This window comes from Streptomyces sp. NPDC002324 (genome assembly GCF_053593335.1).
This window is the reverse complement of the sequence record NZ_JBSFCF010000025.1, coordinates 94,814-121,808: the sequence shown is the minus strand read 5'-3', so window position 1 is coordinate 121,808 and position 26,995 is coordinate 94,814. Positions and strand designations below refer to the sequence as shown.

At 71.7% G+C, this 26,995-nt stretch carries 20 protein-coding genes; 7 read left to right on the top strand and 13 right to left on the bottom strand.

All coding sequences use genetic code 11. The features are described from left to right. Nucleotides 1–57: 57 nt before the first annotated feature. The 3 genes from ACWCRJ_RS28685 to ACWCRJ_RS28675 all read right to left on the bottom strand — a co-directional run bounded on the left by ACWCRJ_RS28685 (nt 58) and on the right by ACWCRJ_RS28675 (nt 3,802). Nucleotides 58–1,122, bottom strand: a complete 1,065-nt coding sequence (locus ACWCRJ_RS28685; RefSeq protein WP_450942039.1) for a transglycosylase family protein — start codon at nt 1,120–1,122, stop codon at nt 58–60. Between the two features lie 227 nt (nt 1,123–1,349). Continuing rightward, entirely contained in the window at nt 1,350–2,645 is a 1,296-nt protein-coding gene (locus ACWCRJ_RS28680) for a cytochrome P450 family protein (protein ID WP_450942026.1), read from the bottom strand. A gap of 77 nt (nt 2,646–2,722) precedes the next feature. Then, nucleotides 2,723–3,802, bottom strand: a complete 1,080-nt coding sequence (locus tag ACWCRJ_RS28675) for a nucleoside triphosphate pyrophosphohydrolase (protein ID WP_450942025.1) — start codon at nt 3,800–3,802, stop codon at nt 2,723–2,725. Between ACWCRJ_RS28675 and ACWCRJ_RS28670 the strand changes: the two genes are divergently transcribed. Continuing rightward, the gene (locus tag ACWCRJ_RS28670; protein WP_450942024.1) at nt 3,801–3,926 is read left to right on the top strand and encodes a pentapeptide repeat-containing protein; all 126 of its coding nucleotides are present in this window, start codon (nt 3,801–3,803) and stop codon (nt 3,924–3,926) included. The two genes, ACWCRJ_RS28675 and ACWCRJ_RS28670, sit on opposite strands and share 2 nt — an antisense overlap. A gap of 72 nt (nt 3,927–3,998) precedes the next feature. Here ACWCRJ_RS28670 and ACWCRJ_RS28665 read toward each other — a convergent pair whose 3' ends face one another. The 5 genes from ACWCRJ_RS28665 to ACWCRJ_RS28645 form a co-directional block, all read right to left on the bottom strand. Beyond that, nucleotides 3,999–4,676, bottom strand: coding sequence for a SurA N-terminal domain-containing protein (locus ACWCRJ_RS28665; protein ID WP_450942023.1), 678 nt, complete (start codon nt 4,674–4,676; stop codon nt 3,999–4,001). Nucleotides 4,677–4,869: 193 nt separating this feature from the next. Further along, the gene (locus tag ACWCRJ_RS28660; protein WP_450942022.1) at nt 4,870–5,736 is read right to left on the bottom strand and encodes a glycoside hydrolase domain-containing protein; all 867 of its coding nucleotides are present in this window, start codon (nt 5,734–5,736) and stop codon (nt 4,870–4,872) included. A 142-nt stretch (nt 5,737–5,878) separates the two neighbouring features. After that, nucleotides 5,879–7,372, bottom strand: coding sequence for a protein kinase domain-containing protein (locus ACWCRJ_RS28655; RefSeq protein WP_450942038.1), 1,494 nt, complete (start codon nt 7,370–7,372; stop codon nt 5,879–5,881). Between the two features lie 44 nt (nt 7,373–7,416). Further along, the gene (locus ACWCRJ_RS28650) at nt 7,417–8,022 is read right to left on the bottom strand and encodes a hypothetical protein (protein ID WP_450942021.1); all 606 of its coding nucleotides are present in this window, start codon (nt 8,020–8,022) and stop codon (nt 7,417–7,419) included. A 219-nt stretch (nt 8,023–8,241) separates the two neighbouring features. Further along, nucleotides 8,242–10,269, bottom strand: a complete 2,028-nt coding sequence (locus tag ACWCRJ_RS28645; protein ID WP_450942020.1) for an N-6 DNA methylase — start codon at nt 10,267–10,269, stop codon at nt 8,242–8,244. Nucleotides 10,270–10,480: 211 nt separating this feature from the next. Between ACWCRJ_RS28645 and ACWCRJ_RS28640 the strand changes: the two genes are divergently transcribed. Together ACWCRJ_RS28640 and ACWCRJ_RS28635 are read left to right on the top strand one after the other, a co-directional pair. Then, entirely contained in the window at nt 10,481–10,627 is a 147-nt protein-coding gene (locus ACWCRJ_RS28640; RefSeq protein WP_450942019.1) for a hypothetical protein, read from the top strand. A gap of 95 nt (nt 10,628–10,722) precedes the next feature. After that, entirely contained in the window at nt 10,723–11,457 is a 735-nt protein-coding gene (locus ACWCRJ_RS28635; RefSeq protein ID WP_005485778.1) for a lipoprotein, read from the top strand. A 33-nt stretch (nt 11,458–11,490) separates the two neighbouring features. On the opposite strand, the gene ACWCRJ_RS28630 is transcribed toward ACWCRJ_RS28635, so the two are convergent. Both ACWCRJ_RS28630 and mfd read right to left on the bottom strand, forming a co-directional pair. Next, the gene (locus tag ACWCRJ_RS28630; protein WP_450942018.1) at nt 11,491–12,213 is read right to left on the bottom strand and encodes an HNH endonuclease family protein; all 723 of its coding nucleotides are present in this window, start codon (nt 12,211–12,213) and stop codon (nt 11,491–11,493) included. A gap of 192 nt (nt 12,214–12,405) precedes the next feature. Then, entirely contained in the window at nt 12,406–15,939 is a 3,534-nt protein-coding gene (gene mfd, locus ACWCRJ_RS28625; RefSeq protein ID WP_450942017.1) for a transcription-repair coupling factor, read from the bottom strand. Nucleotides 15,940–16,256: 317 nt separating this feature from the next. Here mfd and ACWCRJ_RS28620 point away from each other — a divergent pair, with 317 nt between their 5' ends. Next, the gene (locus ACWCRJ_RS28620) at nt 16,257–17,717 is read left to right on the top strand and encodes a DUF2079 domain-containing protein (protein WP_450942016.1); all 1,461 of its coding nucleotides are present in this window, start codon (nt 16,257–16,259) and stop codon (nt 17,715–17,717) included. A 124-nt stretch (nt 17,718–17,841) separates the two neighbouring features. Here ACWCRJ_RS28620 and ACWCRJ_RS28615 read toward each other — a convergent pair whose 3' ends face one another. Both ACWCRJ_RS28615 and ACWCRJ_RS28610 read right to left on the bottom strand, forming a co-directional pair. Further along, a complete protein-coding gene (locus tag ACWCRJ_RS28615) occupies nt 17,842–20,421 on the bottom strand; it encodes an ABC transporter permease (protein ID WP_450942015.1) in 2,580 nt (859 codons plus the stop codon). Further along, on the bottom strand, nt 20,418–21,206 hold the full coding sequence (locus tag ACWCRJ_RS28610; RefSeq protein WP_450942014.1) for an ABC transporter ATP-binding protein: 789 nt from the start codon (nt 21,204–21,206) through the stop codon (nt 20,418–20,420). The genes ACWCRJ_RS28615 and ACWCRJ_RS28610 overlap by 4 nt, the downstream gene beginning before the upstream one ends. Before the next feature lie 788 nt (nt 21,207–21,994). Between ACWCRJ_RS28610 and ACWCRJ_RS28605 the strand changes: the two genes are divergently transcribed. The 3 genes from ACWCRJ_RS28605 (at nt 21,995) to ACWCRJ_RS28595 (ending at nt 25,805) form a co-directional block, all read left to right on the top strand. Beyond that, nucleotides 21,995–23,497: an MFS transporter gene (locus ACWCRJ_RS28605; protein ID WP_450942037.1), complete on the top strand. Its 1,503-nt coding sequence runs from the start codon at nt 21,995–21,997 to the stop codon at nt 23,495–23,497. 170 nt (nt 23,498–23,667) lie between these two features. Continuing rightward, nucleotides 23,668–24,150: a DUF485 domain-containing protein gene (locus tag ACWCRJ_RS28600; protein WP_450942013.1), complete on the top strand. Its 483-nt coding sequence runs from the start codon at nt 23,668–23,670 to the stop codon at nt 24,148–24,150. Next, a complete protein-coding gene (locus tag ACWCRJ_RS28595) occupies nt 24,147–25,805 on the top strand; it encodes a sodium/solute symporter (protein ID WP_450942012.1) in 1,659 nt (552 codons plus the stop codon). Before ACWCRJ_RS28600 ends, ACWCRJ_RS28595 begins: the two co-directional genes overlap by 4 nt. Before the next feature lie 267 nt (nt 25,806–26,072). Here the strand turns inward: ACWCRJ_RS28595 and ACWCRJ_RS28590 are convergent, their stop codons facing one another. Beyond that, on the bottom strand, nt 26,073–26,948 hold the full coding sequence (locus tag ACWCRJ_RS28590) for a cellulose-binding protein (RefSeq protein ID WP_450942011.1): 876 nt from the start codon (nt 26,946–26,948) through the stop codon (nt 26,073–26,075). Between the last annotated feature and the right edge of the window lie 47 nt (nt 26,949–26,995).

Below are 26,995 nucleotides of genomic sequence, written 5' to 3'. Positions count from 1 at the left end.
CATCTCCCACAATGATCAAAACGGGCATTCAGGGTCGAACCATGACGCGAACTGCCGCTACTTTTCGCCCGTTTCGGCACCGACTTCGAGGGTCTGACCGGGAAGGATAAGGTCCGGGTCAGTTCCGACCGTGCGCTCGTTCTCGGAGTACAGCGTCCGCCACCCGCCGTTCAGGCCGAGCGAGTTCACGATGCCGGTCAGACTGTCGCCCACGCGGACGGTGTAGGCGCCCTCCGCGCCCTCGCTCGACGCGCCGCCGTCACGCGAGGCGTGACGGCCTGAGGTGGCGCCGTCGGCCTTGTCCGCCCCGGAGCCGGTGTCCGCGCCCTCGTCGGCGCTGGCGCCGCGATGCCGGCCGCTGCCGCCGTCGACGTCATCGTCGGCCGCGGAGCCGTCCGCCTGGCTGGAATCGTCCGTGTTCGCACTGCCGGATTCCTTGGAGCCGGTGCCGGTGCCGGTGCCGCTGTCGCCGGAATCGGTGGAGTCCGCGGCGTCGGAGCCCGCGTCCGGCTCGGTGGTCGCCTTCGTGGAGCCGTCGAGGGCCTTCGCGGACGCGTCCGACGACTCGGTCGACTCGGTCGATTCCTTCGACCCGTCGGAGCGCGTGGAGTCGGTGCCGTCGGCCGACTTGGCCGAGCCGGTGGACCCGGTCGAGTCGGAGGAATCCGATGCACCCGATGAACCGGATGCGCCGCCGGAGTCGGACGAGTCGTCCGCGACACCCGTGTCCACGTCGGCGGGACCCGAGTCGCCGCCCAGGTTGTGCAGCAGTCCGCAGGTGGACCAGACGCCTACGCCCTGGTCCGCGAGGACCTTCTCGGCGACGGCTATCTGCTGCGAACGGCTGGCCTGGTCCGCGGTCGTCGCGTAGTCGAGGCCGCCGTACTTCTCCCAGTTCTCCTGGGTCAGCTGGAGGCCGCCGTAGCGCCCGTTCCCGGTGTCCGCGCTCCAGAAGCCACCGCTCTCGCACTCCGCCACCTGGTCCCAGGTGGTTCCGCTCGCCGCGCTCGCGCCGGTGGCGCCGAGGAGTGGGATCGCGATGGCCGACCCGGTGACTCCCGCCGCGACGAGGAGAGCCGGAGCCTGACGGGGGCGACGGTGACGACCGTTCCCGGAGAGCATGCGGTTGCCTTTCACACGACAGCGGTGGTCTGTGCGACGGGCGCGGTGCCCCCTTCGCACTGACGTGTGAACGTATCGGCAGTCGATCAGTTGTCACAAGTTAATGCAGCGCAGATCACGTGAAGATCACAGAGTTGAGGGAGCGTCAATTTCTGGCTCGGAATGGGGTAGTGTTACGGCCCGTCCGGGTACAACTACGGGCCGCTCACGGCGCGATCACCACCCACTCACGGCCGCGCCCGTGGGGTGAATTCCACCGGAAGCGTGCGCAATCCACGCATGATGAGGCCTCCCCGCCACCGCAAATCGGCCGTATCCACTGCGAGTCGCAGATCGGGGAGCCGGGTGAGGAGCGTCGCCAGCGCGCTCTGGCCTTCGAGCCGGGCGAGCGGCGCGCCGAGGCAGTAGTGGATGCCGTGGCCGTAGCCGAGGTGCTGGTTGTCACGGCGGGAGAGGTCCAGGGTGTCGGGGTCCTCGAAACGGGCCGGGTCGCGGTCGGCCGCCGCGAGGACGACGAGGACCGGGTCGCCGGGGGCGATGTCCTGCCCGCCCAGCGTGAGGGGCTCGGTCGCGAAGCGCCAGGTGGCGAGTTCGACGGGACCGTCGTAGCGCAGGAGTTCCTCGACGCCGGTTTCGAGCAGCCCGGTCTCGCCGGCGGCGAGGGAGGTCTGGAGGCGGGCCCGCTGCTCGGGGTGGGTGAGCAGGGCGTACGTGCCGTTCCCGATGAGGTTGACGGTGGTCTCGAACCCGGCGAACAGCAGGATGAACGCCATCGCCGCGGCCTCGTTCTCGGTGAGGTGCTCCCCGTGGTCGGAGGCGCGGATGAGCGCGGAGATGAGGTCCTCGCCCGGGGCGGGGTGCTCGGTGAGCGCTTCCCGCTTGCGGTGGATGAGGTCGGCGAGGTAGCCGCGCATCTTCTTCACCGACCGCGCGACGCCGCCCCGCGGACCACCGCCATGCCGGATCATCATGCCCGCCCAGTCCCTGAAGTCGTCCTGGTCCTCCCGGGGAACGCCCAGCAGGTCGCAGATCGCGTAGATGGGGAGGGGGAAGGCGAACTCGTGGATGAGGTCGGCCTCGCCCTTCTCGGCGAACCCGTCGATCAGCCGGTCGGTCAACTCCTGGACCCGGGGGGCGAACTCGGCGACCCGCCGGGGTGTGAACGCCTTCGACACCAGGCGGCGGAGTCTGGTGTGGTCCGGCGGGTCGATGTTCAGCAGATGTGTCATCAACTCGGCCTTGCGCTCACCGGGGATGCCCGTCTTGCCCTTGGCGTGCGCGGGCTCGGCGTGGTGCGCCGGGTTCTTCGACAGGCGCCCGTCGGCGAGGGCCTGCTTGGCGTCGCCGTAGCGGGTGACCAGCCAGGCCTCCACGCCGCTGGGCAGGCGCGTCCGGTGAACGGGGGCGTGCTCACGGAGCCAGGCGTACGCCGGGTAGGGGTCGGTGGCGAACTCCCAGGTGAAGAGGTCGGGCGCGCCGGTTCCCGTGGGCATGGCGGAGCTGGATGCGGGCTGGTTGGTCACCCGCCGACGGTATCCGGCCCGGCCGGGGCTTCCCGCCCGGCCGGGGCTTCCGGCCCGCGTGACGGATGCCCGTCGGGTCAGCTCCCGGCGGCGTCCTCGTCCCCCTCCTCCCCGGACCCCTCCTCCCCGGACTCCTCCTCCCCGGACTCGTCACGGCCGGCCGTCTCCCCCGGCCCCGCCGGCAGGCCCTCCGCGATCCTGATCGCGTCCCGGTACGCGCGGGCCGCCGCCCGGAGGGCCGCCTCGGGGTCGATGCCCCGGGACTCGGCGTCGGCGGCGAGGGTGAGGAGTGCGTGACCGAGGTCGTCGCCGTGGGGTATCGGGACGTCGAGGCCGGCGGTGCGGGCGCGGGAGGAGAGCTTGGCGGCGAGGGCGAGACCGGGCTGGCCGAGGGGTACGCCGTCGGTCACCGACGCGCGCTGCTTCTCGACTGCCTTGGTGCGCAGCCAGTGCGCCTTGACCTCCTCGGGGGTCGTGGCCGTCGCGTCCCCGAAGACATGGGGGTGGCGGTGGATGAGCTTGGTGACGATGCCGGCGGCCACGTCGTCGATGGAGAAGGGGGTGTCGGGGTCGTCCTCGGCGATGCGGGCGTGGAAGACGACCTGGAGGAGGACGTCGCCCAGCTCCTCGCGGAGTTCGTCGCGCTCACCCTCCTCGATGGCCTCGACGAGTTCGTACGCCTCCTCGATGCCGTACTTGGCGAGGCCCTGGTGCGTCTGCCGGGAGGACCAGGGACACTCCGCTCGGATCCGGTCCATGACCTGGACGAGGTCGAGGAGACGGGCGCCGGGGAGGTCGTAGGAGGCGGGGAGCAGCTCCAGGAACGGCATGTGGACGCGGCCGGAGCCGGCGAGGCGGGCCAGGCCGTCGGTGAGGCGGGGTTCGCCCTCGGCGGTGGCCACCACGACCACCGTGCGGCCGCCGGCGCAGTCGTCCACCAGTTCCTCGGCCGTCGGGACCGTGTGCTCCACCGTGACGCCGGCCTCGCGGATATAGGGGAGCTGGGGGTGCGCTCCGTCCGCGCAGAGGACGCGGTCCGCCCCGTGCAGTGCCTGCCAGGCCGGCCAGGAGAGCAGGCCGGGCGCGACCCGGTGGCTGGTGGTGAGCAGGACGACCCGGCCGGGGCCGGAGGTGGAGGCCGCGGTCTCGGGAGCCATGGTCCCGGGGGCCGTGGCCTCGGGGGCCGTGCTCTCGGGGGCCGTGCTCTCGGGGGCCGTGCTCTCGGGGGCCGTGGTGGCGGAGGTGCCGTCGGGGCGGTGTGCGTTCACCCCACGAACGTAACCCACGTCACGGACGGCCCCCTGAGTTGTCCACAGGCAGGCGCCGAGGGCAGCGGGCGCGCCGCCCGCAAGCTCACCCCTGCGCCTGCTCCGGCGTCGCCGCGCGGGTGACCTCCTTCAGCCACGGCGTCTTGGCGTCCAGCAGACCGACCCGGCCGGAAGCCGGGTCGACGCCCCAGCTGCCGTAGCGGGGGTTGAGGTCCACGTCGAGTTTCTTCGAGGCCGCGGAGAGGGCCTTCCAGAAGACGGCACCGCCCTCCTGGGTGTTGAGGTCGGCGCCGAGGGAGGCGGCGAGTTTCTGGACCTCGACGTCGCTGCGGAGGCTTTCCTCCAGCTGTTCCGGGGCGACGCTGTAGCGCTGCAGGTAGGCCGTCTCCAGGGCCTCGGCCCCGCCGGCCTCCGCCTCCAGGTCGGTCCGGTACTTCTGGACCTCCTTGCGGGTGACGGTCACACCGGCCTCCTTCAGGGCCTGGTCGAGGACCTTCTCCAGGACCATGCCGTTCAGGGTGTTGCGGGTGAGGGCGCTGCTCTGGGCGACGGCCTGCTGGTACTGGCTCTCGTCCGTGCTGACGGCGCGCTGGGCGGTGCGCACCTCGTTCACCCGGTTCTCCAGTTGCGCGACCGTGATCCGGTCCTGGCCGACGACGGCCGCCGCGCCGGGATGCGCGTCGCTTCCGCAGGCGGTGAGGAGCGGGGCCGCGGCGACGATCGCTGCGGAGAGGAGGAGCGCGGAGCGACGGCGGCGGTGCAAGTGAGCCTCCCGAGGAGATTGTGCGGCGGTGCACAAGGTCTTGCGGTGATCGATGGTAGGCAGTGGCCCTGCTCTCGGCCAGCCATTCGACCAACGATTCACGCCGACTTCGGGCACCGTCGCTCCCGGACCGCGCCGCCACCGGCCCCGCCCCGGCGTCCCTGGCCGCGCCGGGGCGGGGCCGTCGCCCGTTTCACCCCACGATCGCCACCGGGGCGTCCCACGCGCTGCGGTCCACGGTGATCGTGTGGCCGCCGCGGCTCTCCTTGCTGTTGACCATGTACTGGTGGGCCCGGTGGTGCCCGGTGTACAGCTTCGGGTCGAACGGCCAGTCGGTGGTCGTCGTGTTGACCTTGTCCCACTTGGCGTACCAGAGGTTGCCCGGCAGGTTCGTGCGGTCGGTGGCGGTGGCGACGGCCTTGGCGCTGGAGCTGCTGAAGCCGTAGAACCCGGAGCGGTACTGCTTGGCGCCGAGCGCCTTGTGCCAGGCCCTGATGTAGGTCAGGACGGCGTTGTCGCAGGCCGTGTCCGTCGTGTCGTACGCCTCCATGTCGAGGTAGAGCGCGCTGCCGGGCTTCATGCCGAGGGCGGCGGCCCTGGTCACGGCGTCCGTGCCGTCGGCGGCGCCCTGGGAGGCGGCGGTCGAGGCCGTGATCACCTCGGGACTGGAGCCGCTCTGGCAGGGCGGCTGGGCACCGACGTAGAGCGGTACCAGTTTCCAGCCGAGGGTGTTGACGGACTTCACCCAGGAGGCGGTGAGGTTGGGCTGGGAGCAGCCGCGGTTCTTGCCGCCGACGTAGACCGCCGCCGCCCCGTAGAAGCCGGTGTTCCAGGCCTTCATCGCGGACAGGGAGGGGGCTGTGCAGGTGTCGAAGGCGCGGCCGGTGTAGATCTTGGCGGTGGGCCAGGCGGTGGTCGTGGCCAGGGAGTTCTGCGCGGCGAGTCCGGCTCCGGCGAGGACGGCGGTGCCGGCCACCGCCCAGGCGAGGTGTCTGCGCCTTCTGGACCGCCGGTGGCCGGCCCTTCCGGACGGCCGGTCGCTGCTGGTGTCGTCGGACATGCGTGGTCCCGTCCCTGGATTCGCCGATTCGCTGTGTGCCCGAACAGCTAAGCGGGAGTGTCTCCGTGTACGGGAAACCCTGGCTCTCGACCCTGGCAAACTTCGGCCAAGGTGCCGCAAAACATCGGGGCCGTCGCCCGCGTCAGCCGCGTACCTGCCCCAGCCACTGCAGCGTGCGCCGGACCTCGCCCGCGAGCGGATGGGCGGGCCCGCGCAGCCGTTCGACGTCGACCAGCAGGCGGCCCAGGGTCTCGTGGGCTGCGCCCCGGTCACCGAGGGCGAGGAGCAGGTGGCCTATGCGGCGGCGGACGTCGAGGGCGAGTTCGGGGTCGCCGCCGACGTACTGGTTCTCGTAGTACGGCAGCAGGGAGCGGTACTCGGCGAGGGCCGCGGCCGGTTCGCCGAGCTGTTCGAGGCACTGGGCGGAGTCGTAGCGCCAGCGCAGTGCCTGGGGGTCGGCCTGGCCGGCCTCGGTGGCCCGCTCGTCGGCGAGGCGGCGCAGCTCGGGCAGGGCGCGGCGGTACTGCCCGTCGTCCATGAGGGTGGCCGCGTACTGCTTGCGCAGGGTGCGGACGACGGGTGAGTGCTCGCCGTGCTGGGCGGCGGCGGCCGGGAGGATCGCTCCGAGGATGTCGACGGCCTGGGTGATGCGGCCCTCGCCGAGCAGCCGCTTGACCTCGTCGACGGCCCCCGCCACGTCGGGCTTGTCGGCCGCGGGCGCGGGGTCGGGCGCGGCGGACGGCTGTGGCGCGGGGATACGGGCGCGGTCCGGCCAGGGGGCGTGCGGGCGCAGGAAGGGGCGCGTGGGGTCGAGCGGGGAGCCGGTGGGCATACCGCGCGCGGGGAGCAGCGGGAGGAGCTGTTCGTACGTCTCCTGCGCGGAGGACGGTCGGTGCTGCGGGTCCTTGGAGAGCAGCCGCAGGACCAGGGCCTCCAGGGTCTCGGGAACCTCGGGGCGCAGTCGGCGGACGGGCACCGGCGGCTCGTAGAGGTGGCGGTGCAGGACTCCGAGAGCCGTGGAGCCGGTGAACGGGACGTTCCCGCTGAGCAGTTCGTGTATCAGCACACCGAGGGCGTACAGGTCGGTGTAGGGGCCGACCGCGCCGCCCATGGCCTGTTCGGGGGCCATGTACGCGGGGCTGCCGATGGGCGAGCCGGTGTGGGTCAGGCGGGTGGTGTCGGTGTCCATCACGGAGGCGACGCCGAGGTCGAGGACGGTGACGGTGCCGTCCTGCTTGACCATGACGTTCCGCGGCTTGAGGTCGCGGTGGATGATCGGCACCGCGTGCACGGCGGAGAGCACGGCGCACAGCTGGGCGGCGACCGAGACGGTCCACTGCCACGGGTACGGGTCGTGCTCGGCGAGGTGGTCGGCGAGGTCGGCCCCGTCGACGTACTGCATGACGAGGAACAGCTCCTCGTCCTCGCTGCCCGCGTCGTGCACGGTCACCAGGCCGGGGTGGTCGACCTGGGCCGTCACCCGGCACTCGCGCACGAAGCGGCGGCGCAGCTCGTCGGCCTCCTGGCCCGCGACCTTGTCCGGGCGCAGCAGCTTGACCGCCACGCGCCGGTCGAGGCGCTGGTCGTACGCCGTCCACACCTGGCCCATGCCGCCCTGGCCGATGAGCGTGGACAGTTCGTAGCGGCCGGTGATCAGGCGTCCGGTGCCCTTGGCCGGGGTCACCGGTCTCCTTCGTGATTGCGGAGATAGTCACTGAGCTCGTCCAGCTCGGCGCGCACCTGGTCGATGCGGGCGGGGCCCGGGCGCTGCGGCTCCGGCGCGGGCTGCCGCGGCGGTTGCGGAGGCTGATGCTGGACGGGCGGCTGCGCGACCGGCGGTGCGGGGATGTAGGGCTGCGGGACCTGGACCGGCGGATAGCTGTACCCGCTCTGCTGCGAGTACGCCGTGGTCTGGGCGTACGGCGACGAGAGGGCCGTCCGAGCGCGGTTGAAGTGGGTTATGTCCGCGTACAGGTAGTACGCGACGATCGCCGCGAGGCCGCCGAAAAGCATGCTCATGCCGACGTCACCGCGCCAGGTGGTGAACTCTTCCTCGCCCGGGTCGGTGCCGATGATGTACAGCGTCGCGATGATGTGGACGAGCGCCAGGGCGAACAGCCACCAGTCGCGGGGCCTGCGGGTCACCGAGGCGAGCCGCAGCAGGCACGCCCAGGCGAGCAGGCCACAGCTCATGACCGCGACCACCACGAAGATCACACGGAGTGTGACCTGGCCCCCCTGGTCGGGGCCGGGGGGCGGTGTCGGCGCATAGCCGTGGCCTTGCATGGCTGCTCCTGAGGGCCTGGTGAGAGTTGACGTGCGATGTCGTCCCGAGGGTATCGGTCGTTGACGACAAGAGGTCCAGGGTTGTGGACAACCGTTGTAGTACCGCAGTGCTGGTCACGCCGCCATGGGCGGAGCGGTTCCGTCCGGTAAGGCTGATCGTAGAGGGAGTTGACCGGGCCGGGCCGGGCGCCCGTCGGTCCGCGGGCCCGCGGCGCGGATTCAGTCCGGGGCGACGGAGCCGTCCGTCAGTCCGTCGTACATGCCGCGCACCAGGCGTTCGCCGAGGCGGCCGGCCTGGCGGAGGGCGTCCTCGAAGGCGGCGAGGGCGCGGAAGCGTTCGCCGTAGCGGCGCTGCTGGTCCAGCGGGAGCCGGGGCAGCTGGAGGCGGCGCACGTCGAGACGGGTGGCGGTGGAGGCATAGCTGCTGGCCTGGCGGCTGTTGGCGGTGCCGCGCAGGAAACCGGCGACGAACCACGCGTCGAGCGCGGCCCGGTCGGGGCGCAGCAGTGTGAGGTTGCGGCCGAGGGCGGCGCCCGCGGTCTTCTCGTCGATCACCCGCGCGACCCCGCCGCCGCCGAGGACGGGGACGACGATGTCGCCGGGCTCCACGAGCACGGGGTCCTCGCCCGACTCGGGCAGGGTGCCCGAGGGTGCCGTGCCGGCCAGGACGTCGTGGTCGGTGAGCACGCGCGCGTGCGGACCGCTTCCGCCGGTACGCAGCACCAGGGCTCCCCCGCGCGCGAGTTCACCGACCGTGGTGAGCGGCCAGCGCGCCGGCCCCGCCTGCCCGGCGGGCGGGGGCGTGAGGTCGGCGGTCAGACGGAGGGTCTCGCCGAGGCGGTCGCGTACGGCGGTCAGCTGCTCGGCGCCGCCGCCCGCGGCCGGGGGCGGCAGGTGCCGGGCGGGGGCCAGGTCCACGTCGTCGTCGAGCAGTTCGATGACCGGCAGCGAGCGGCTCAGCCCCGGCCGTTCCGTCACCTCGCCTGCCCGGTCGAAGGGCCGCCAGGCGTCGAGCACGGCGGCACGGACCCCCGCCCAGTCGAATCCGCTCCGCCCCTCGTGGACGAGCCGCCCGGTGTCGACGAGCAGCAACTCGGGCGGCACGGACGCCCTTCCGGGCCTGCGCAGCACCCACAGATGCAGCGGGATGTTGTACGGGGGTGCCGCGCCGACCGGCAGGGCGATGACGGCGCGCAGGGCGCCCCGGCGCAACAGGTCGGCGCGGATACGGCGCCCGGAGCGGCGGCTCGCGACGGCCGGCGGCATCAGCAGCACGGCGGTTCCGCCGTCCTCCAGGCGGGCCAGGGCGTGCTGCACCCAGGCCAGTTCGGATTCCGTACGGGCCGGGAAGCCGTACTCCCAGCGGGGGTCGTAGGCCAGTTCGTCATGGCCCCAGTTGCGCTCGTTGAACGGCGGGTGGCACAGGACGGCCTCGGCCCTGAGCCGCTCGTGGGCGTCCGCGCGGAGGCTGTCGCCCGGGGCGGTGCGGACCGTGCTCCCGGTGTTCAGGGCGAGGCGCAGCGCCGTGAGAGCGGCCAGTTCGCGGGAGCTGTCCTGGCCGTACAGCTCCTGGCCGGGGCGGGTGGGGACGGCGTGCAGGAGCGCGCCGGTGCCGCAGGCCGGGTCGAGCACCGAGCGGGCGGGCCCGACGAGTTCGGCCATCAGCTCGGCGAGGTCGCCCGGAGTGAGCGTGTACTGGCGCGGGTTGGCGTCGAGGTGCCGGGCGAGCAGGAACTCGAAGGTCTGCCGCGCTCCCAGATCGGCCGCCAGTTCGGTGGCGCCGCGCAGCAGGGGGATCGAGGGCAGCAACCCGGCGGGCGTCGGCCGGAGTACGGCGCTCTCGCGGGCGGCACCGAGGCGGGGGGCGATGACCTGCCACAGCGGCTCGGGCAGCTCCCGGGCCAGCCGCGCGTCGTCGGGGCGGGCGCTCGACTCCAGCCAGGCCAGGGGCCGTTCGTGGAGATACAGCAGGGCGCAGCCCACGTGCACCAGCGCGGTGACAGGGCCCTCCGGATGCCCGGTGACCTGCTGCCAGACGCGCTCCTTCAGGGGGACCTCGGCCAGCTTGCCCTGGTGGCGCAGCCACGCCTCGACCTCCCCGAGCGCGAAGGCCGGACTGGTCTCGGTGCCGCCGACCGGTTTGGGGAAGTCGGCATGCCGTCGGCGCCAGTTGCTGACGGCGGCACGACCCACGCCGGCTAGCCGCGCGATGTCCGCGGCGGTGACCTCTGTCCCGTTCCCCTGCACGCGCCCGGCTCCCCTCGTACCTGGTGGTGTGACGTCGAGCATACCGACGCACGCAAGATCTACCCCTTCACGGCGTGTACACACCCAATCCCGTGAACCGTGTTGACTCGGTTCACAAGCTCTGCTGTGATTGACCCATCGAACGACGGGCCACCCGATCCGGATGGTCACACGTCGGCCGCACTGTCGTACACCGGGGGAGAAGCACGCCATGGACGGAAACGGTGACCTCACCGTGAACGGCGACGGCCCCGCCCGCCTCGACTCCCCGGCCCACGCCGGCCGGAAGCCCGACGAGCGAGGCCGCGTCACGGTTTACGAATCCGCGGACGACGTACTCGACACCCGCGCGCGCTGACGCCACCGCTCAGCGCTCATCACACCGCTCCCGGACCAAGCGCCACACACCGCTCGTTCCACGCACCACCCATCGATTCCCAGGGGGGAACTCCCATGCGTCGCACCGCACTCGCCGCCGTCTGCATCGCCGCCGCGGCCACCTTCTCGCTCACCGGCTGCATGTCCGAGGACAAGGCCGACGGCCCCTTCGCCGGGCTGTCCGGCGGCGAGATCGCCGACAAGGCCGTGAAGGCCACCTCCGGCGCCGAATCGCTCCGGATGAAGGGCGAGATCGAGGACGAGTCCGCCGGCGGCACGGTCCAGATGGACATGGCGATGAACAAGAAGGGCGACTGCGCCGGCACCATGAGCATGGGCGGCGAGGGCCAGGCCGAACTGATCAAGGTCGGCGACACCCTCTACATGAAGTACGACGAGGCCTTCCTGCGCGCCCAGTCGAAGGACTCCTCCAAGGAGGAGGCCGACATGGTCGTCGACATGCTCGCCGACAAGTGGACCAAGACGTCCGCGGCCGGCGAGGACTCCAAGGACATGGCGAGCTTCTGCGACCTCGACACCGTCCTCGCCGACTTCGAGGACGTCGACTCCAACGCCACGCGCGGCAAGACCTCCGAGGTCGAAGGCACCCCCGCCATCGTCCTCGACGAGAAGGACGGCAAGGACCGCTACACCCTGTACGTCGCCACCGAGGGTGAGCCGTACCTCCTGCGGGTCGTCAGCAAGTCCGCGAAGGAGCCCGGCGACCTGGTCTTCACCGACTACGACAAGCCGGTCCCGGCCAAGGCCCCCAAGGGCAAGGTCATCGACATGGACAAGGACTTCGGCTGACGCGCCGCGCCGCCCGGCGGTACCCCGACGGCCTCAGTCCGCGTGAAAGCGGGCCGGGGCCTTCGTCGGGTTGCCGCCGGTGGGGAGCTTCTGCTGCGGACAGGTGATCAGGACACGCTTCATGGCGTCCTGTTCGGCGGAGGTGACCCAGAGGCCGTACTTCGTCTTCACGGCGACCTGGGCCGCCACATAGGTGCAGCGGTAGGCCTTGTTCGGGGGGAGCCAGGTGGCCGTGTCACCGTCGCCCTTGCCGCGGTTGGTGCCGGAGTCCACCGCGAGCAGGTTGAGCGGGTCGTTGGCCAGGGCTATGCGCTTGCTGTCGTCCCACTGCTGGGCGCCCTTCTGCCAGGCGTCGGAGAGGGCCACCATGTGGTCCACGTCGATCTTGCTGCGGCCCCGTACGTACGGCACGTCCTTGCCGGTGTACGGGTCCGGGTCGAGCACACCGGAGACCACCGTGCAGTCCCCGTCCCGGAACTTCACCTCGTCCAGGTCGCGTTTGAGTATGTCGTCGCGGGTGTCGCAGCTGTTGGAGTCCGTGTCGGCCCACGCGCTGCCGAACTCGCCGCGGTCGTAGTTGTTCTTGGGCGCCCGCCCCTTGACGGTCAGCGCCTCCGCGGCGGCGTAAGCCGCGCCCCCGCCGCCTGCCGGGTTCTCCTGCGGTCCGGCCGAGCCACCCGTGCTGTCCGGTTCGCAGCCGGTCGCGGCGACCAGCACCAGAGCGACGGCGGCGACCCCACCCCTCAGACGCACCACGCGACACCCCTCTCCTTCGTCTGCAGCCGTTCGGCGGTCCCGCTCGGGGTTCCCCGTCCTGCCTGCTCGACACCGTAGCGGCCACCGGGAACACGACGACAGTGGCCCGGACGGCACCCTCTGCCGCGCCGGGCCACTACGCCTCTACGCCTCTACGCCTCTACGCCTCTACGCCTCTACGCCTCTACGCCTCTACGACCCGAGGATCGAAGCCAGGAACTCCCCGGTCCACCCCAGCAGATCCCGCCCGACCAACGGCTTCCCGCCCACCTTCGCCGTCTTCGGGCGGGGCACCAGCACCTGGTGGGCGGCCGGCTTGATGACCGTGCCCGGGTACAGGCGCTTGAGGCGGAGCTCCTGGGACTCCCGCAGTTCCACCGGCGCGAAGCGGATGTTGGTGCCCTGCAGCACGATCTCGCCCACCCCGCACGCCCGGGCGAGCATGCGCAGCCCGGCGACGAGCAGCAGGTTCTCCACCGGCTCCGGCAACTTGCCGTAGCGGTCGACGAGTTCCTCGCGCACGGCCGCGATGTCGGCCTCGGTGTTGACCGAGGCGATCGCCCGGTACGCCTGCAGGCGCAGCCGCTCACCCGGCGCGTAGTCGTGCGGGACGTGCGCGTCGACCGGCAGCTCGACCTTGACCTCGAGCGGCGGCTCCTCCTCGATCCCGCCGCTCTCCAGCTGACGCCGGTAGTCCGCGACGGCCTCGCCGACCATCCGCACGTACAGGTCGAAGCCGACGCCCGCGATGTGGCCGGACTGTTCGCCGCCCAGCAGGTTGCCCGCGCCCCGGATCTCCAGGTCCTTCATCGCCACGTACATGCCCGCGCCCATCTCCGTGTGCTGGGCGATGGTGGCGAGGCGCTCGTGGGCGGTCTCCGTCAGCGGCTTCTCGGGCGGGTACAGGAAGTACGCGTAGCCGCGTTCCCGGCCTCGGCCGACCCGGCCCCTGAGCTGGTGCAGCTGCGACAGGCCGAAGGTGTCCCCCCGCTCCACGATCAGCGTGTTCGCGTTGGAGATGTCGATGCCCGACTCCACGATCGTCGTGGAGACGAGGACGTCGAACTTCTTCTCCCAGAAGTCGACGACGACCTGCTCCAGGGCCTGTTCCGACATCTGTCCGTGGGCCGTCGCGATCCGCGCCTCGGGGACGATCTCGCGCAGCCGGGCCGCCGCGCGGTCGATGGACTCCACCCGGTTGTGGATGTAGAAGACCTGGCCCTCGCGCAGCAGTTCGCGGCGGACGGCCGCACCGATCTGCTTCTCCTCGTACGGGCCGACGAAGGTGAGCACCGGGTGGCGCTCCTCCGGCGGTGTGGTGATCGTCGACATCTCGCGGATGCCGGTGACCGCCATCTCCAGGGTGCGCGGGATCGGGGTCGCCGACATCGTCAGCACGTCCACGTTCGCGCGCAGCTTCTTCAGCTGCTCCTTGTGCTCGACGCCGAACCGCTGCTCCTCGTCGACGATGACCAGACCGAGGTCCTTGAACTTGGTCTCGGAGGAGAAGAGGCGGTGGGTGCCGATGACGATGTCGACCGCGCCCTCGCGCAGGCCCTCCAGCGTGCCCTTGGCCTCGGTGTCCGTCTGGAAGCGGGACAGGGCCCGGACGTTCACCGGGAACTGCGAGTACCGCTCGCTGAACGTGCCGAAGTGCTGCTGGACCAGAAGGGTGGTCGGGACGAGCACGGCCACCTGCTTGCCGTCCTGGACGGCCTTGAAGGCGGCCCGGACCGCGATCTCCGTCTTGCCGTAGCCGACGTCGCCACAGATCAGGCGGTCCATGGGGACCGTCTTCTCCATGTCCTCCTTGACCTCGGCGATCGTCGTCAACTGGTCGGGCGTCTCCGCGTACGGGAAGGCGTCCTCCAGCTCACGCTGCCACGGGGTGTCCGCGCCGAACGCGTGGCCGGGCGCCGCCATCCGGGCGCTGTAGAGCTTGATGAGGTCGGCGGCGATCTCCTTGACCGCCTTCTTCGCGCGCGCCTTCGTCTTCGTCCAGTCGGCGCCGCCGAGGCGGTGCAGGGTCGGGGCCTCACCGCCGACGTACTTGGTGATCTGTTCGAGCTGGTCGGTGGGGATGTAGAGGCGGTCGCCGGGCTGGCCGCGCTTGGCGGGGGCGTACTCGACGACCAGGTACTCGCGGGTCGCGCCCTGCACGGTCCGCTGGACCATCTCGATGTAGCGGCCGACGCCGTGCTGCTCGTGGACGATGTAGTCGCCCGCCTCCAGGGTGAGCGGGTCGATGGTCTTGCGGCGGCGGGCGGGCATCCGGGCGCCGTCCTTGCCGGCCGCCTTCTGGCCGGAGAGGTCGGTCTCGGTGAGGACCGCGAGCTTCAGGGCGGGGTCGACGAAGCCGTAGTCGATCGAGCCGCAGGCCACATGCACGACGGACGGGGCGATGTCCCCCAGCTCGGCCTCCAGCCGGGCCGGGATGCCCTCACCGCCGAGCACCTCGACCGTGCGGGCGGCCGGGCCGTGGGCCTCGGTCACGAACACGGTGCGCCAGCCGTCGGCGAGCCAGCCCTTGGTGTCGGCGAGCGCCTTGGCGGTGTCGCCGCGGTAGGTCTCGGGGGCGTGCATGCCGAGCTTGAGGGTGTCCGCGTCCAGCTCCTCGTCGGCCGCGAACGGCGACACCGACCACCACATCATGTCCAGCTCACGGGCCCGGTCGCGGACGTCCGCGATGGACCGCAGGGAGGCCGCGCCGACGTCGATCGGCGCCTCGCCGCCACCAGCGGTCGCCGCCCAGGACGCCTGGAGGAACTCCTGCGAGGTGGCCACCAGGTCGGCCGCCCGCGTGCGCACCCGCTCCGGGTCGCACACGATGGCCATCGCGCCCTTCGGCAGGACGTCGATCAGCAGTTCCATGTCGTCGACGAGGACCGGAGCGAGGGATTCCATGCCCTCGACCGCGATGCCCTCGGCAATCTTGTCGAGGAGTTCGCCCAGCTCCGGGTGGCGCTCGGCCAGGATCCGCGCCCGCTCCCGGACCTCGTCCGTCAGCAGCAGCTCACGGCACGGCGGCGCCCACAGACCGTGCTCGGCGACCTCCAGGGAGCGCTGGTCGGCGACCTTGAAGTACCGGATCTCCTCGACGTCGTCGCCCCAGAACTCCACCCGCAGGGGGTGCTCCTCGGTCGGCGGGAAGACGTCCAGGATGCCGCCGCGTACGGCGAACTCGCCGCGCTTCTCGACCAGCTCCACGCGGGAGTACGCGGCTGCCGCGAGCGCCTCGACCGTACGGTTCAGGTCGGCCGTCCCGCCCGAGCGCAGGGCGACCGGCTCCAGGTCGCCCAGGCCCTTGACCTGTGGCTGGAGGACCGAGCGGACGGGCGCGACGACGACCGAGACCGGGCCGGTCTCCGGGTCGTCGGGGCGCGGATGCGTCAGGCGGCGCAGTACGGCGAGGCGGCGGCCGACGGTGTCGCTGCGCGGGCTGAGGCGCTCGTGCGGCAGTGTCTCCCAGGCCGGGTACTCCACGACGCCGTCCGGGGGAAGCAGCGAGCGCAGGGCCGCCGCCAGGTCCTCGGCCTCGCGGCCCGTCGCCGTCACGGCGAGTACGGGGCGGCCGGCGTCCCGGGCGAGGGCGGCCACGGCGAAGGGGCGGGCCGCCGGGGGGCCCACCAGGTCGATGTGGGTGCGGTGGCCGTCTGATGCCGCCCTGATCGCTTCCGCGAGAGGGGCGTCCTTGACTACGGCGTCTAGCAGGCCGTGGAGGCTCATTCGGGGTGTTTCCCGTCCGGGTGGGCAAGGGGGTGAAGTTCGGGGGTGGGGCAACACGAACGCCCGGACTCGTGTGACGGGCCGGGGGTGTCCAGGGTACGACGGGTGGTGTGGGGGCCGCGGACGACTTTTCCTCGCCCCGCCGCCCCCGCCCGTCCCGTCCCAGGGGCTGCGCCCCTTCGACCGCCGGCCGCGGGTTCGGTGGGGGCTGGTCGCGCAGTTCCCCGCGCCCCTGGAAAGCAGGGGCCGCGCCCACCGCTTTCCAGGGGCGCCTAATCTCTATGGGCGCCCCTGTCCCCTGTCGAACGTGAGCCCCCATGGCATCGAGCGCCCCGTCCACGAAGTCGTCGGGTCCCTCGCTCATACCGGGGCCGGTCGCGGTGGCCGCCCCGGCCCGTGACCGGCGTTTCTCCCTCGTGGGCCGGGAGCCGTACGTGCTCGCGGGCGTGTTGTTCGTGGCGTACGCGATGGTGTCGGTGGGGCGGTACCGGCGGCTGGGGACCCGGTCGTACGACCTGGGCATATACGAACAGACCGTGCGGGCCTACGCGCACCTCCAGGCGCCGATCGTCGAGCTGAAGGGGCCGGGGTACAACGTCCTCGGGGATCACTTCAGCCCGGTCACGATGCTGCTCGCGCCGTTCTACCGGGCGTTTCCCTCGTCCATGACGCTGCTGGTGGTGCAGGCGGCGCTGTTCGCGCTGTCGGCGGTGCCGGTGACGCGCGCGGCCACGCGGATGCTGGGGCGGGCGCGGGGGCTCGCCCTGGGGGTGGCGTACGGACTGTCGTGGGGGCTGCAGAACGCCGTGGACTTCGACTTCCACGAGATCTGTTTCGCGGTTCCGCTGATCGCGTTCTCCCTGGAGGCGCTGCTCGCGCGGCGATGGCGTGCCGCGCTGCTCTGGGGACTCCCGCTGGTCCTGGTCAAGGAGGACCAGGGGCTGACCCTGGCGGTGCTCGCGGCCGTCGTCGCGCTGCGGGCCCGGCGGCACGGCGCGTCCCGCGTGGTGCCGTACGCCCTCGCGGTCTCGGCGTTCGGCGCGCTCGCCACGCTGCTCGCCTTCACCGTGCTCATCCCGGCCTTCAACACCGCCGGAGCCTCCGACTACCTGGCCAAGGTCGGCGGCGGCGGCCCCCTCGACGGTCTGGACGTCAAGATCCGTACCGTCCTGTGGCTGGTGATCCCGACCAGCGGACTGCTCGCCCTGCGCTCGCCGATCGTCCTCGCCGCCCTCCCCACCCTCGGCTGGCGGTTCGTCTCCTCCGACCACAACTACTGGGGGACGGCCTGGCACTACAGCGCCGTCCTGATGCCGATGGTCTTCCTCGCGCTCGTCGACGCGATCCCCGGCGCCCGCCAGAGCCCGCGCCCGTGGCTGCGCTCGTACACGCTCCATCTGCCCGCCGCCGTCCTCGCGGCCTCCGTCGCGCTGACGGCCTCGCTGCCCGTGGGCACCCTGACCGAGGCCTCCGCCTACCGGGTCCCGCCCGAGGTCGGGGCGGTGGAGAAGCTGCTGGGCAGCATCCCGGACGGATCCACCGTCGAGTCCAACATCGGCCCCATCAGCCGGCTGACCTCCCGCTGCCGCGTCTTCTGGATCGGCCGGACCGGGGGCCTCGCGCCCGACTACATCGCCTTCAACAACAACTCGCACTGGGTGAAGGACGTCCCCGCGTACGCCCGTCAGCTCCATCCGCGCGACACGTACGTGCTGCGGGGCGTCATCCAGGGGTACGTCCTGCTGAAACGCACGTCCCCCGAGCGGGCGTCCTCCTGACGGCGCCCCCGGCAACGCGTGAAGCCCGGCGCCCGGAGGCCTCCGCCTCCGGGCGCCGGGCTCTCCCCCGGTTTCCCCCGTGTCCCCGTTCCCCCCGTCGTCCCCCGTTCCCCGTGCCCGGTGGCTAATCGGTGGCGATCGCGTTCAGGACGTTCATGCGGCCCGCGCGGAACGCCGGCACCAGCGCGGCGAAGAGGCCCACGAAGGCCGAGCCGATGAAGACCCCGATGATCGTCGGCCACGGGATGTCGAGGACCTTCATGCCCTCCAGGGCGAGGAGCTGCTGGGCGGTGGCGCCCCAGCCCATGCCCAGCCCCAGGCCGAGGAGCGCGCCGAAGAGGGCGATGACGACCGACTCCAGGCGGATCATGCGGCGCAGCTGGCGGCGGGAGAGGCCGATGGCGCGCATCAGACCGATCTCGCGCGTCCGTTCGACCACCGACAGGGCCAGCGTGTTCACGACTCCCAGGATCGCGACGATGATCGCCAGGGCGAGCAGGCCGTAGATCATGTTGAGGAGCTGGTCGATCTGGCCCTTCAGGGCCTCCTTGTAGTCGGTCTGGTCGCGGACCTTGTACTGCGGGTAGTCGTGCAGCGCGTCCTTGAGGGACGTGTACGCGGCCGCGTCCTGGCCCTCCTTCGCCGAGGCGAAGAGCAGCTGGTCGAGGGGCATCTTGTCGGCCGGGACGTACTTCGCCATCGTGTCGATGGAGGTGTACATGGCCCCGGCGTCGATGACGACGTCACTGCTGGTGATCGCGCGGACGGTCAGGTCGGCCGTGCGGCCGTCCTTGAAGGCGACGGCGATCTTGGAGCCGAGCTGGACGTCGTGCTCCTTGGCGAACTTCTCGTGGACGGACATCGAGTCGGGCTTGTAGGCGTCCGGCAGTTTGCCCGCGACGACCTCGGTGGCGAGGTCGGTGGCGTAGCTCGGGTCGGCGGCGGTGATCGCCGTGTCCTTGAGCGTCTTGCCGTCGGGGGTGGTGAAGTCGGCCTGGGTCCACTTGTACTCGGTGAGGCTCTTGATGCCCTTCGCGGAGCGCGCGGCCTCGACGGCCTGCGGGGTGATCAGCTGGCCGCGGTCGGACTGGATGATGAAGTCCGTACCGACCGTCTTGTCGAGCTGCTCGGTGGCCGAGGCGACCATGGAGGAGCCGACGACGGACAGACAGGCGACCAGGGCGAGGCCGATCATCAGGGCGGCACCGGTGGCCCCCGTGCGGCGCGGGTTGCGCAGCGCGTTGCGCTCGGCCATCCGGCCGACCGGGCCGAAGGCCCGCAGGACGACCGCGCCCAGCACCCGCACCACGGCGCCGGCGAGCAGCGGGCCGATGACGACGAAACCGATGAGGGACAGGACGACCCCGCCGCCCAGCCACATGGACCCCTCGCTCGCCTTGGCGGCGGTGGACGCCAGGTACAGGCAGTAGCCGCCGGCGCCGGTCAGCAGGAGGCCGATCACGGCCCGGACGATGCCGGCCTTGGCGTCCAGCGGGGCTCCGGCGTCGCGCAGGGCGGCCATCGGGGAGACCTTGCCGGCGCGCCGGGCGGGCACGTAGGCGGCGAGGACGGTGACGACGATGCCCAGGAGCAGACCGACCGCCGGGGTGGTCCAGGCGATGGTGAGGTCGTCGGTGGACAGGTTCATCCCGGTGGCGCTCATCAGCTTCATCAGGCCGATGGCGAGGCCGACTCCGCCGGCGACACCGAGGATCGAGCCGAAGACACCCAGGAGCAGCGCCTCGACGAGGACCGACCGGTTGACCTGGCCGCGGCTGGAGCCGATGGCCCGCATCAGGCCGATCTCGCGGGTCCGCTGGGCGACCAGCATCGAGAAGGTGTTGATGATCAGGAAGATGCCGACGAGGAAGGCGATCCCGGCGAAGCCGAGCATCGCGTACTTCATGACGCCCATGAACTCGCCGACGTCCTTGGCGTTGGCGTCCGCGATCTCCTTGGCGGTCTGCACCTTGTAGGCGCCGCCCAGTTCGGCGGAGACGTTCTTCTTCACCTGCGCGTCCGTGAACCCGGCGGCGGCGGTGACGTTGACGTTGGTGTACACGCCCGTCTCACCGACGAGGGTCTTCTGGGCGGTGGCGGTGTCGAGGTAGAAGATCGCGGCGCCCGGGTTGGTGACCTGGAAGTCGGCGATGCCGGAGACCTTCGCCTCGTGCGTGCCGACGGCGCTGATCACGCCGATCTCGTCGCCCAGCTTCAGGTCGTGCTTGTCGGCGGTGTCCGCGTCGACCATGATCTGGTCGGGGCCGCGCGGTGCGTTGCCGGACGAGATCTTCATGGTGCGGGCGTCGTTGGCGTTCCAGTTGCCGACGATGGTCGGGGCGCCGCTGGTGGGCGAGAGGCTGTCCTTGTCGGCGTCGACGACCGTCACCGAGGTCGAGAACACGGTCCCCTCGGCCGACTTCACGCCGTCCGCGCCGCCCACCTTGTCGACGACGGAGGCGGGCATGACCGGTGGCTTGCCGGTGTCGGACTGTGTCTCACCGCTGTCCGAGGCGCCCTTGGCGCTGACCGTGACGTCGGAGGAGGTGGCCGCGAACAGCTTGTCGAACGTGGTGCCCATCGTGTCGGTGAAGACCAGGGTCCCCGTCACGAACGCCACCGACAGCATGACCGCGATGGCGGAGAGCGCCATCCTCCCCTTGTGCGCGAAGAAGTTGCGCATCGAGGTCTTCATGACAGTCACGACGTACGCCCCCGGGCGTCGAAGTCCTTCATGCGGTCCAGCACGGTGTCGGCGGTCGGCTTGAACATCTCGTCGACGATGCGGCCGTCCGCCAGGTACAGCACCCGGTCCGCGTAGGAGGCGGCCACCGGGTCGTGCGTGACCATGACGATGGTCTGGCCCAGCTCGTCGACCGACGTGCGCAGGAAGCTGAGGACCTCGGCGCCGGCCCGCGAGTCCAGGTTGCCGGTCGGCTCGTCACCGAAGATGATCTCCGGCCGGGCGGCCAGCGCCCGGGCCACGGCGACGCGCTGCTGCTGGCCGCCGGAGAGCTGGCTGGGCCGGTGCTTGAGCCGGTCGCCCAGGCCGACGGTGTCGACGACCCGCGCCAGCCACTCCTTGTTCGGCTTGCGCCCCGCGATGTCCATCGGGAGCGTGATGTTCTCTATCGCGTTCAGCGTGGGCAGCAGGTTGAACGCCTGGAAGATGAACCCGATCCGGTCCCGGCGCAGCTGGGTGAGCTTCTTGTCCTTGAGGCCGGTGATCTCGGTGTCGTCGAGGTGGATCTGACCCGACGTCACGGTGTCGAGCCCGGCGAGGCAGTGCATGAGGGTGGACTTGCCGGACCCCGAGGGGCCCATGATCGCGGTGTACTGCCCCCGCGCGATGTCCACGTCCACATGGTCGAGGGCGACGACACGGGTCTCACCGGACCCGTACGCCTTCACGACCTGCCGCGCCCGCGCGGCAACGGCCGTAGTCCCTCCAGTACCCCCGTGCCTGGTGATGGTCACAGCCGATGTCACGGTATGTCTCCTAAGTCGGGCAGCGGATGGTTCCGTTGCTCAGTGGACGAGCCGTACGAAGCGAGGTGCCGAGCCGTACGCGGTGCGGTGCTGCTGTGCTGTGGCGCTGTGTTGCTGAGTCTGGTCCCCGGAGGGGGCCCGGCGCGCTGGTGCCCAGCGCAGTCTTCTGCTGGGGAAAACCCCACCTCCGCCGGTCCGGTACACCGCCCCCCAGCGGCGTAAAGCCAGGTTAAATACGGCAGGCCCCCCGTCTCGTCCTCCGTCGGTACGACCCCGCCCCCGGCCGTAGTGCGGAGATACCCCTAAGGGATGTCGCCCGCCGGGAGGAGACGGCCTCGGGGTCGGCCTCCTCCCCGGGGGTGCGACCAGGCTGCACCCTGCCGTGGCGTGAGGGTCAATGGCATGGTGGTCGGCGGCAGATAGGTGCAAGGGGAAGGCATTTGGTGGACGAGAATCCGGTGGGCGGGAATCCGGCGGGCGGCGACTTTCCGGGCGGCGGTCCGGCGGGCGGGAAGCCGTCGGGCGGCGACCGGCTGGACGGCGGTCCGGCGGGGGACCACCTGACGGACGGCGATCCGGATCCAGTGGGGGACGACCCGACAACGGACGACGTTCCCCCTGGCGGCGCCCCCTTGGGCGGCAACCCCTTGGGCCGCGATCCCGTGGGCCGCGATCCCGTGGGCCGCGATCCCGTGGACGCCGTACGACCGGACGCCGTACGAACAGACGCCGTACGAACAGACGCCGTACGACCGGACGCCGCGGAACTCGACGCCCCTCGACCCGCGATACCCGACCCGTCCGGGCGGCACACCGGATCCGGCAGACGAAGAGCCGTCACCGCCGCCCTGATGCTGTCCATGGGCCTGGCGGCGCTGGACTCCACGATCGTCTCGACCGCCGTCCCGCAGATCGTCGCCGACCTCGGCGGCTTCTCCGTCTTCTCCTGGCTGTTCTCCGGCTATCTGCTCGCCGTCACCGTCACCCTCCCCGTCTACGGCAAGCTCTCCGACACCTTCGGCCGCAAACCGGTGCTCGTCGTGGGCGCGGCCCTGTTCCTGCTGGGCTCCCTGCTCTGCGCGCTGGCCTGGAACATGGGCGCCCTGATCGCCTTCCGTATCGTGCAGGGCCTGGGCGGCGGGGCCCTTCAGGGCACGGTCCAGACGCTGGCGGCCGACCTGTACCCCCTGAAGGAGCGGCCGAGGATCCAGGCCAAGCTGTCCACGGTGTGGGCGGTGTCGGCGGTGGCGGGCCCCGGAGTGGGCGGTGTCCTGGCCGCGTACGCGGACTGGCGCTGGATCTTCCTCATCAACCTCCCGCTCGGTGCGGCGGCGTTGTGGCTGCTCGTCCGTCATCTGCACGAACCCCGGCGGGAGCCGACGGGCCGGCCCCGGGTGGACTGGGCCGGCGCCCTGACCGTCTTCGCGGGCGGCGGGGCCCTGCTGCTGGCCCTGGTGCAGGGCGGGGTGGCCTGGGACTGGCTCTCGCCGCCCTCGATCACCCTGCTGGGCACGGGAGTCGCCCTGATCGCCCTGCTGGTGCTGATCGAGCGCCGGGCGGCCGAACCGATCATCCCCGGCTGGGTGTGGCGCCGCCGCACGATCGCGGCGGTGAACCTGGCCCTGGGCGCGCTCGGTCTGCTGATGGTCGCGCCGACGGTGTTCCTCGCGACCTACGCGCAGTCGGTGCTGGGCCTGGCACCGGTGGCCGCCGGGTTCGTGGTCTCCGTCTGGACGCTGAGCTGGCCCGTGTCCGCGGCCCTCAGCCAGCACGTCTACCGCCGGATCGGCTTCCGGAACACCGCGATGCTCGGTATCGCCGCGGCCGCGGCCCTCCTCTTCGCCTTCCCGTTCCTCCCCTACCCGGGCGAGGCCTGGCAGCCGATGCTGCTGATGCTGCTCCTGGGCGCCGCGCTGGGGCTCTTCCAGCTCCCCCTGATCATCGGCGTCCAGTCGACGGTGGCCTGGGAGGAGCGCGGCACGGCCACCGCGTCGATCCTCTTCTGCCGCCAGACCGGCCAGACCCTGGGCGCGGCGGCCTTCGGCGCGGTGGCGAACGGGGTGCTGGCCTCCCGGCTCGGCGGCGCGGGCGACCTCGACACCGTCACCCGGTCCCTCGACGCCGGCACAGCCGCGGAGCCGGTCCGCCGCGCGGTGGCGGACGCGGTCCACGCCGTCTACCTCGGCGCGGCGTGCGCGGCGACGGTGGCGTTCCTGGTGCTGCTGGTCGTGGCACCGCGCAGGTTCCCGGTACTCACCCCCAGCACTCCTGACCCTCGTTCAAAAATCTGAGTTAATCCGGGTAACACCCCAGGTCAGCGTGAGATACGTCAAGTAAGCGCATACCGACCGATCAGTTTGTAGAAAAGCTCGCACACCGCCGCACCCACGAGTAGCGTTCACGCCCGCCCCCCGCTCCCTGCGGTCCGCACCGGACCCGAGCCGCGCAAGGAGACAAAGGGATGACCGACGCCTTCCCGTCACCCCCGCACCAGCCGCCGCACCGATCGCCGAATCGATCGCCGTACCCACCGCCGTACCCGCAGCACACCTCGTCCCCCTCCTACCAGACCTATCCCTGGGCCCCCCAGGAACCGGTCACGGTGCCGGCCCCCCGGTCCGCCCGCACACCCTCATCCCTCGGTCACCACAGCGACCTGCGGGTGCTGCGCAGCGCGTACCGCTGGCAGCGGCGGGTGGCGACCCTGGCCGCGCTGGGCTACTTCGTGCTGTTCCTCGTCCTGTCGGCGTTCGCCCCGTCGTTCATGACCAGCGAGGTCAGCGGCGGACTGTCCACGGGCCTGCTGCTCGGCCTGCTCCAGGTCCCGGTGACCTGCCTGGCCATCTGGCTGTACGAGCACACCGCGCGCCACCGGGTCGATCCGCTGGCCGACCGCATCCGCGACCTCGCTGCGGTGGACGCACGGCGGGGGGCCACCCGATGACCTCCCTCACCCCCCTGACCACCGCCGCGGGCGGCCTCGCCGAGTTCAGCGGGTCGGCCCGGGCGATGTCGCTCGTCGGATTCACGGCGGTCGCCACGATCACCCTGCTGCTGTGCGTGATGACGGGCCCGGACCGGGACGACCTCGACGAGTTCTACACCGGCTACAGCTCCCTCTCCCCCATGCGCAACGGCCTCGCCATCGCGGGCGACTACATCTCGGCGGCGACGGTGCTGGGCACCGGCGGAGTCATCGCCCTCTTCGGCTACGACGGAGTCGTCCTCGCCCTCAGCACGGCCCTGTCCCTGATGCTGCTGATGTTCCTGCTGGCCGAACCCCTGCGCAACGCGGGCCGGTTCACCATGGGCGACGCGCTGGCCCGGCGGATGCCCGGCCGGTCCGTACGCATCGTCGCCTGCGTCGTCACCATCGCCGCGCTGATGCCGATGATGCTGGTCCAGCTGGCCGGCACCGGGGACCTGCTGGCCTTCGTCCTCGGCTTCTCCAGCGAGAGCCTCAAGACCGGCGTCGTGGTGATCGTCGGCGCGCTGATGATCGGCTACGCGGCGATCGGGGGCATGAAGGGCACCGCCCTCATCCAGATCATCAAGATCGTGATGCTGCTCGGCTCCGGCGCGCTGGTCGCCGTACTGATCCTGAACAAGTTCGACTGGGACCCCGGCCTGCTGCTCGGCACGGCGGCCGAACGCAGCGGCATCGGCACCGGCTACCTCCACTCGGGGCTGCAGTTCACGAGCGGCCCGCACCCCGAACTCGACATGATCAGCGCCCAGTTGACGGTCGTCCTCGGCGGCGCCTGCCTCCCCCACGTCACCATGCGCATGTACACGGCGAACAGCGCCCGTCAGGTCCGCCGCTCGCTGTCCTGGGCGGTCCCCTCCGTCGCCCTCTTCGTCCTGATCATCTCGGTGATCGGCTTCGGCGCGACGGCCCTGATCGGCCGCGAGGTGATCGCGGCGGCCGACCCGCAGGGCAACACGGCCTATCTGCTGGGCTCGATGGCGGCCTTCGGCGCCGAGGTGTCCACGGCGGAGACCCTGCTCTTCACCACGGTCACCACGGCGGTCTTCCTGACCCTCCTCGCCTCCGTGGCCGGCATGATCCTCGCCTGCGCCAACTCCCTCGCCCACGACGTCTTCGCGGCCCGCGCCACCGGGCCCCTCAGCCAGCGCCGCGAGATGACCATCGCCCGGCTCTCGGCCTGCGCGGTCGGCACCGCCGCGATCGTCCTGGCCACGATGGTCCAGCACCGCAACCTCCAGCCCCTGGTCACCCTCTCCTTCTGCCTGGGCGCCTCCGCCATCGCCCCCGCCCTCGTCTACGGCCTCTTCTGGCGCCGCTACACCCGTACGGGCCTGATGTGCACCCTCGTCGGCGGCAGCCTCTCCGTCCTGGTCCTCATGACCGGCACCAACCTCGTCTCCGGCTCCCCCTACGCCGCCTTCCCCCGCGCGGACTTCAACTGGTTCCCCTTCACCACCACCGGCCTCGTCTCCATCCCCTTGGGCTTCCTGGCGGGCTGGCTGGGCACACTCGCCTCCGGCCGAACCCGGGCCGCGGAGCAGCGCCGGCGGTACGAGGCGGTGGAGGGCCTGATCCTGGCGGGCGCGACCCGGGGGGACGGGGGCGCCTGATGACTCGGGGGTGCGGGTTCGTGGGCGACTGCGGCTCCGGTGGGGGCTTCTCGCGCAGTTCCCCGCGCCCCTGAAAAAGCGGGGCTGCGCCCCTGCTTTTCCATCCCACGGCCCCGTCGCTTTCAGACCCGCAGCCCCGTCGCCTTCAGGCCTGCGGGGCCGTGGTCTTTCAGGCCCGCAGGGGCCTGAAGCCTTTAGGGGCGCGGGGAACTGCGCGAGAAGCCCCACTCACCCGCACCCGACGACGCACCCCGAAAACCCCGCGCCCTAATCCGTGAGCGCCGACAGACTGTCCCGGATACCGTCCATCTGCGCCCGCACCTGATCCCACCTCTCCCCGTGCTCCCGCAGCACCCTCTCCGTCTCCCGAGCCACCCACTCCTCCCGCCGCCGCGCCTCCGCCAGCGCCTCCGCGGCCCGCTCCTCCGCGTCGTCCTGCATCCGCGCCGCCTCGGCCTCCGCGTCCGCGAAATCCTGCTCGGCCTGGGCGAGGGCGGCCTCCGCCCGGGCGAGCCGTGCGGCCTGCCCCGCATCGAACGCGGCCTCCCGCTCGGCCTCCTCCCGCTCGATCCCGGCCACCCGCTCGTCGTACTCCTTGGCCAGTTCGGCGAGCATCCCCTCGGTCCGCTCCCGCACCTCCCGCAGCGCGGCCAGCGCCTCACCCCGCCCCTCCTTCACCCCGCGCCGGGCCTCGATCCGCAGTTCGTCGGCCTCGGTCCGCGCGGCCAGCAACACCTGCCGGGCCCGCTCCTCGGCCTCGCCCCGCACCTCGTCGGCGTACGCTTGCGCGGCCTCCCGCAGCCGCAGCCCGGCCTCCTCCGCCTCGGCGACGATCCGCCGGGCGCCCTCACGGCCGCCCTCGCGCACGGCCGCGGCCTCCTCGACACCGAGGGCGAACAACTGCCGCGCGCCCTCACCGAGCGCCTCGTACGTCTGCGGGGTCAACCCGGCGACCGTCTCGCGCAGCCGGTCGAGTTCGATGCCCATCTCCCGGGCCAGCACGGTCAGCCGGGCGGCCCGCTCCCACGCGGCGTCCCGGTCCTGGGAGAGGGCCGTCGCGTGGACGTCGACCTGGTCGGTGCGGTAGCCACGCCGTACGACGTCGAACTCGAAGTCATGGGATGCCGTCGGTGCGCTGCTCATGCTGGGCCCTCTCCGCCGGACGCACACGAAATGATGATTTCGCGCAC

Bases quoted from the DNA above. Each gene is read 5' to 3' on its own strand.
- ACWCRJ_RS28595 (WP_450942012.1), top strand. From the start codon at position 24,147: ATGACCTCCCTCACCCCCCTGACCACCGCCGCGGGCGGCCTCGCCGAG.
- ACWCRJ_RS28675 (WP_450942025.1), bottom strand. From the start codon at position 3,802: ATGGCTCCCGAGACCGCGGCCTCCACCTCCGGCCCCGGCCGGGTCGTC.
- ACWCRJ_RS28635 (WP_005485778.1), top strand. From the start codon at position 10,723: ATGCGTCGCACCGCACTCGCCGCCGTCTGCATCGCCGCCGCGGCCACC.
- ACWCRJ_RS28620 (WP_450942016.1), top strand. From the start codon at position 16,257: ATGGCATCGAGCGCCCCGTCCACGAAGTCGTCGGGTCCCTCGCTCATA.
- ACWCRJ_RS28650 (WP_450942021.1), bottom strand. From the start codon at position 8,022: ATGCAAGGCCACGGCTATGCGCCGACACCGCCCCCCGGCCCCGACCAG.
- ACWCRJ_RS28590 (WP_450942011.1), bottom strand. From the start codon at position 26,948: ATGAGCAGCGCACCGACGGCATCCCATGACTTCGAGTTCGACGTCGTA.
- ACWCRJ_RS28640 (WP_450942019.1), top strand. From the start codon at position 10,481: ATGGACGGAAACGGTGACCTCACCGTGAACGGCGACGGCCCCGCCCGC.
- ACWCRJ_RS28600 (WP_450942013.1), top strand. From the start codon at position 23,668: ATGACCGACGCCTTCCCGTCACCCCCGCACCAGCCGCCGCACCGATCG.
- ACWCRJ_RS28685 (WP_450942039.1), bottom strand. From the start codon at position 1,122: ATGCTCTCCGGGAACGGTCGTCACCGTCGCCCCCGTCAGGCTCCGGCT.
- ACWCRJ_RS28670 (WP_450942024.1), top strand. From the start codon at position 3,801: ATGGTCCCGGGGGCCGTGGCCTCGGGGGCCGTGCTCTCGGGGGCCGTG.
- ACWCRJ_RS28660 (WP_450942022.1), bottom strand. From the start codon at position 5,736: ATGTCCGACGACACCAGCAGCGACCGGCCGTCCGGAAGGGCCGGCCAC.
- mfd (WP_450942017.1), bottom strand. From the start codon at position 15,939: ATGAGCCTCCACGGCCTGCTAGACGCCGTAGTCAAGGACGCCCCTCTC.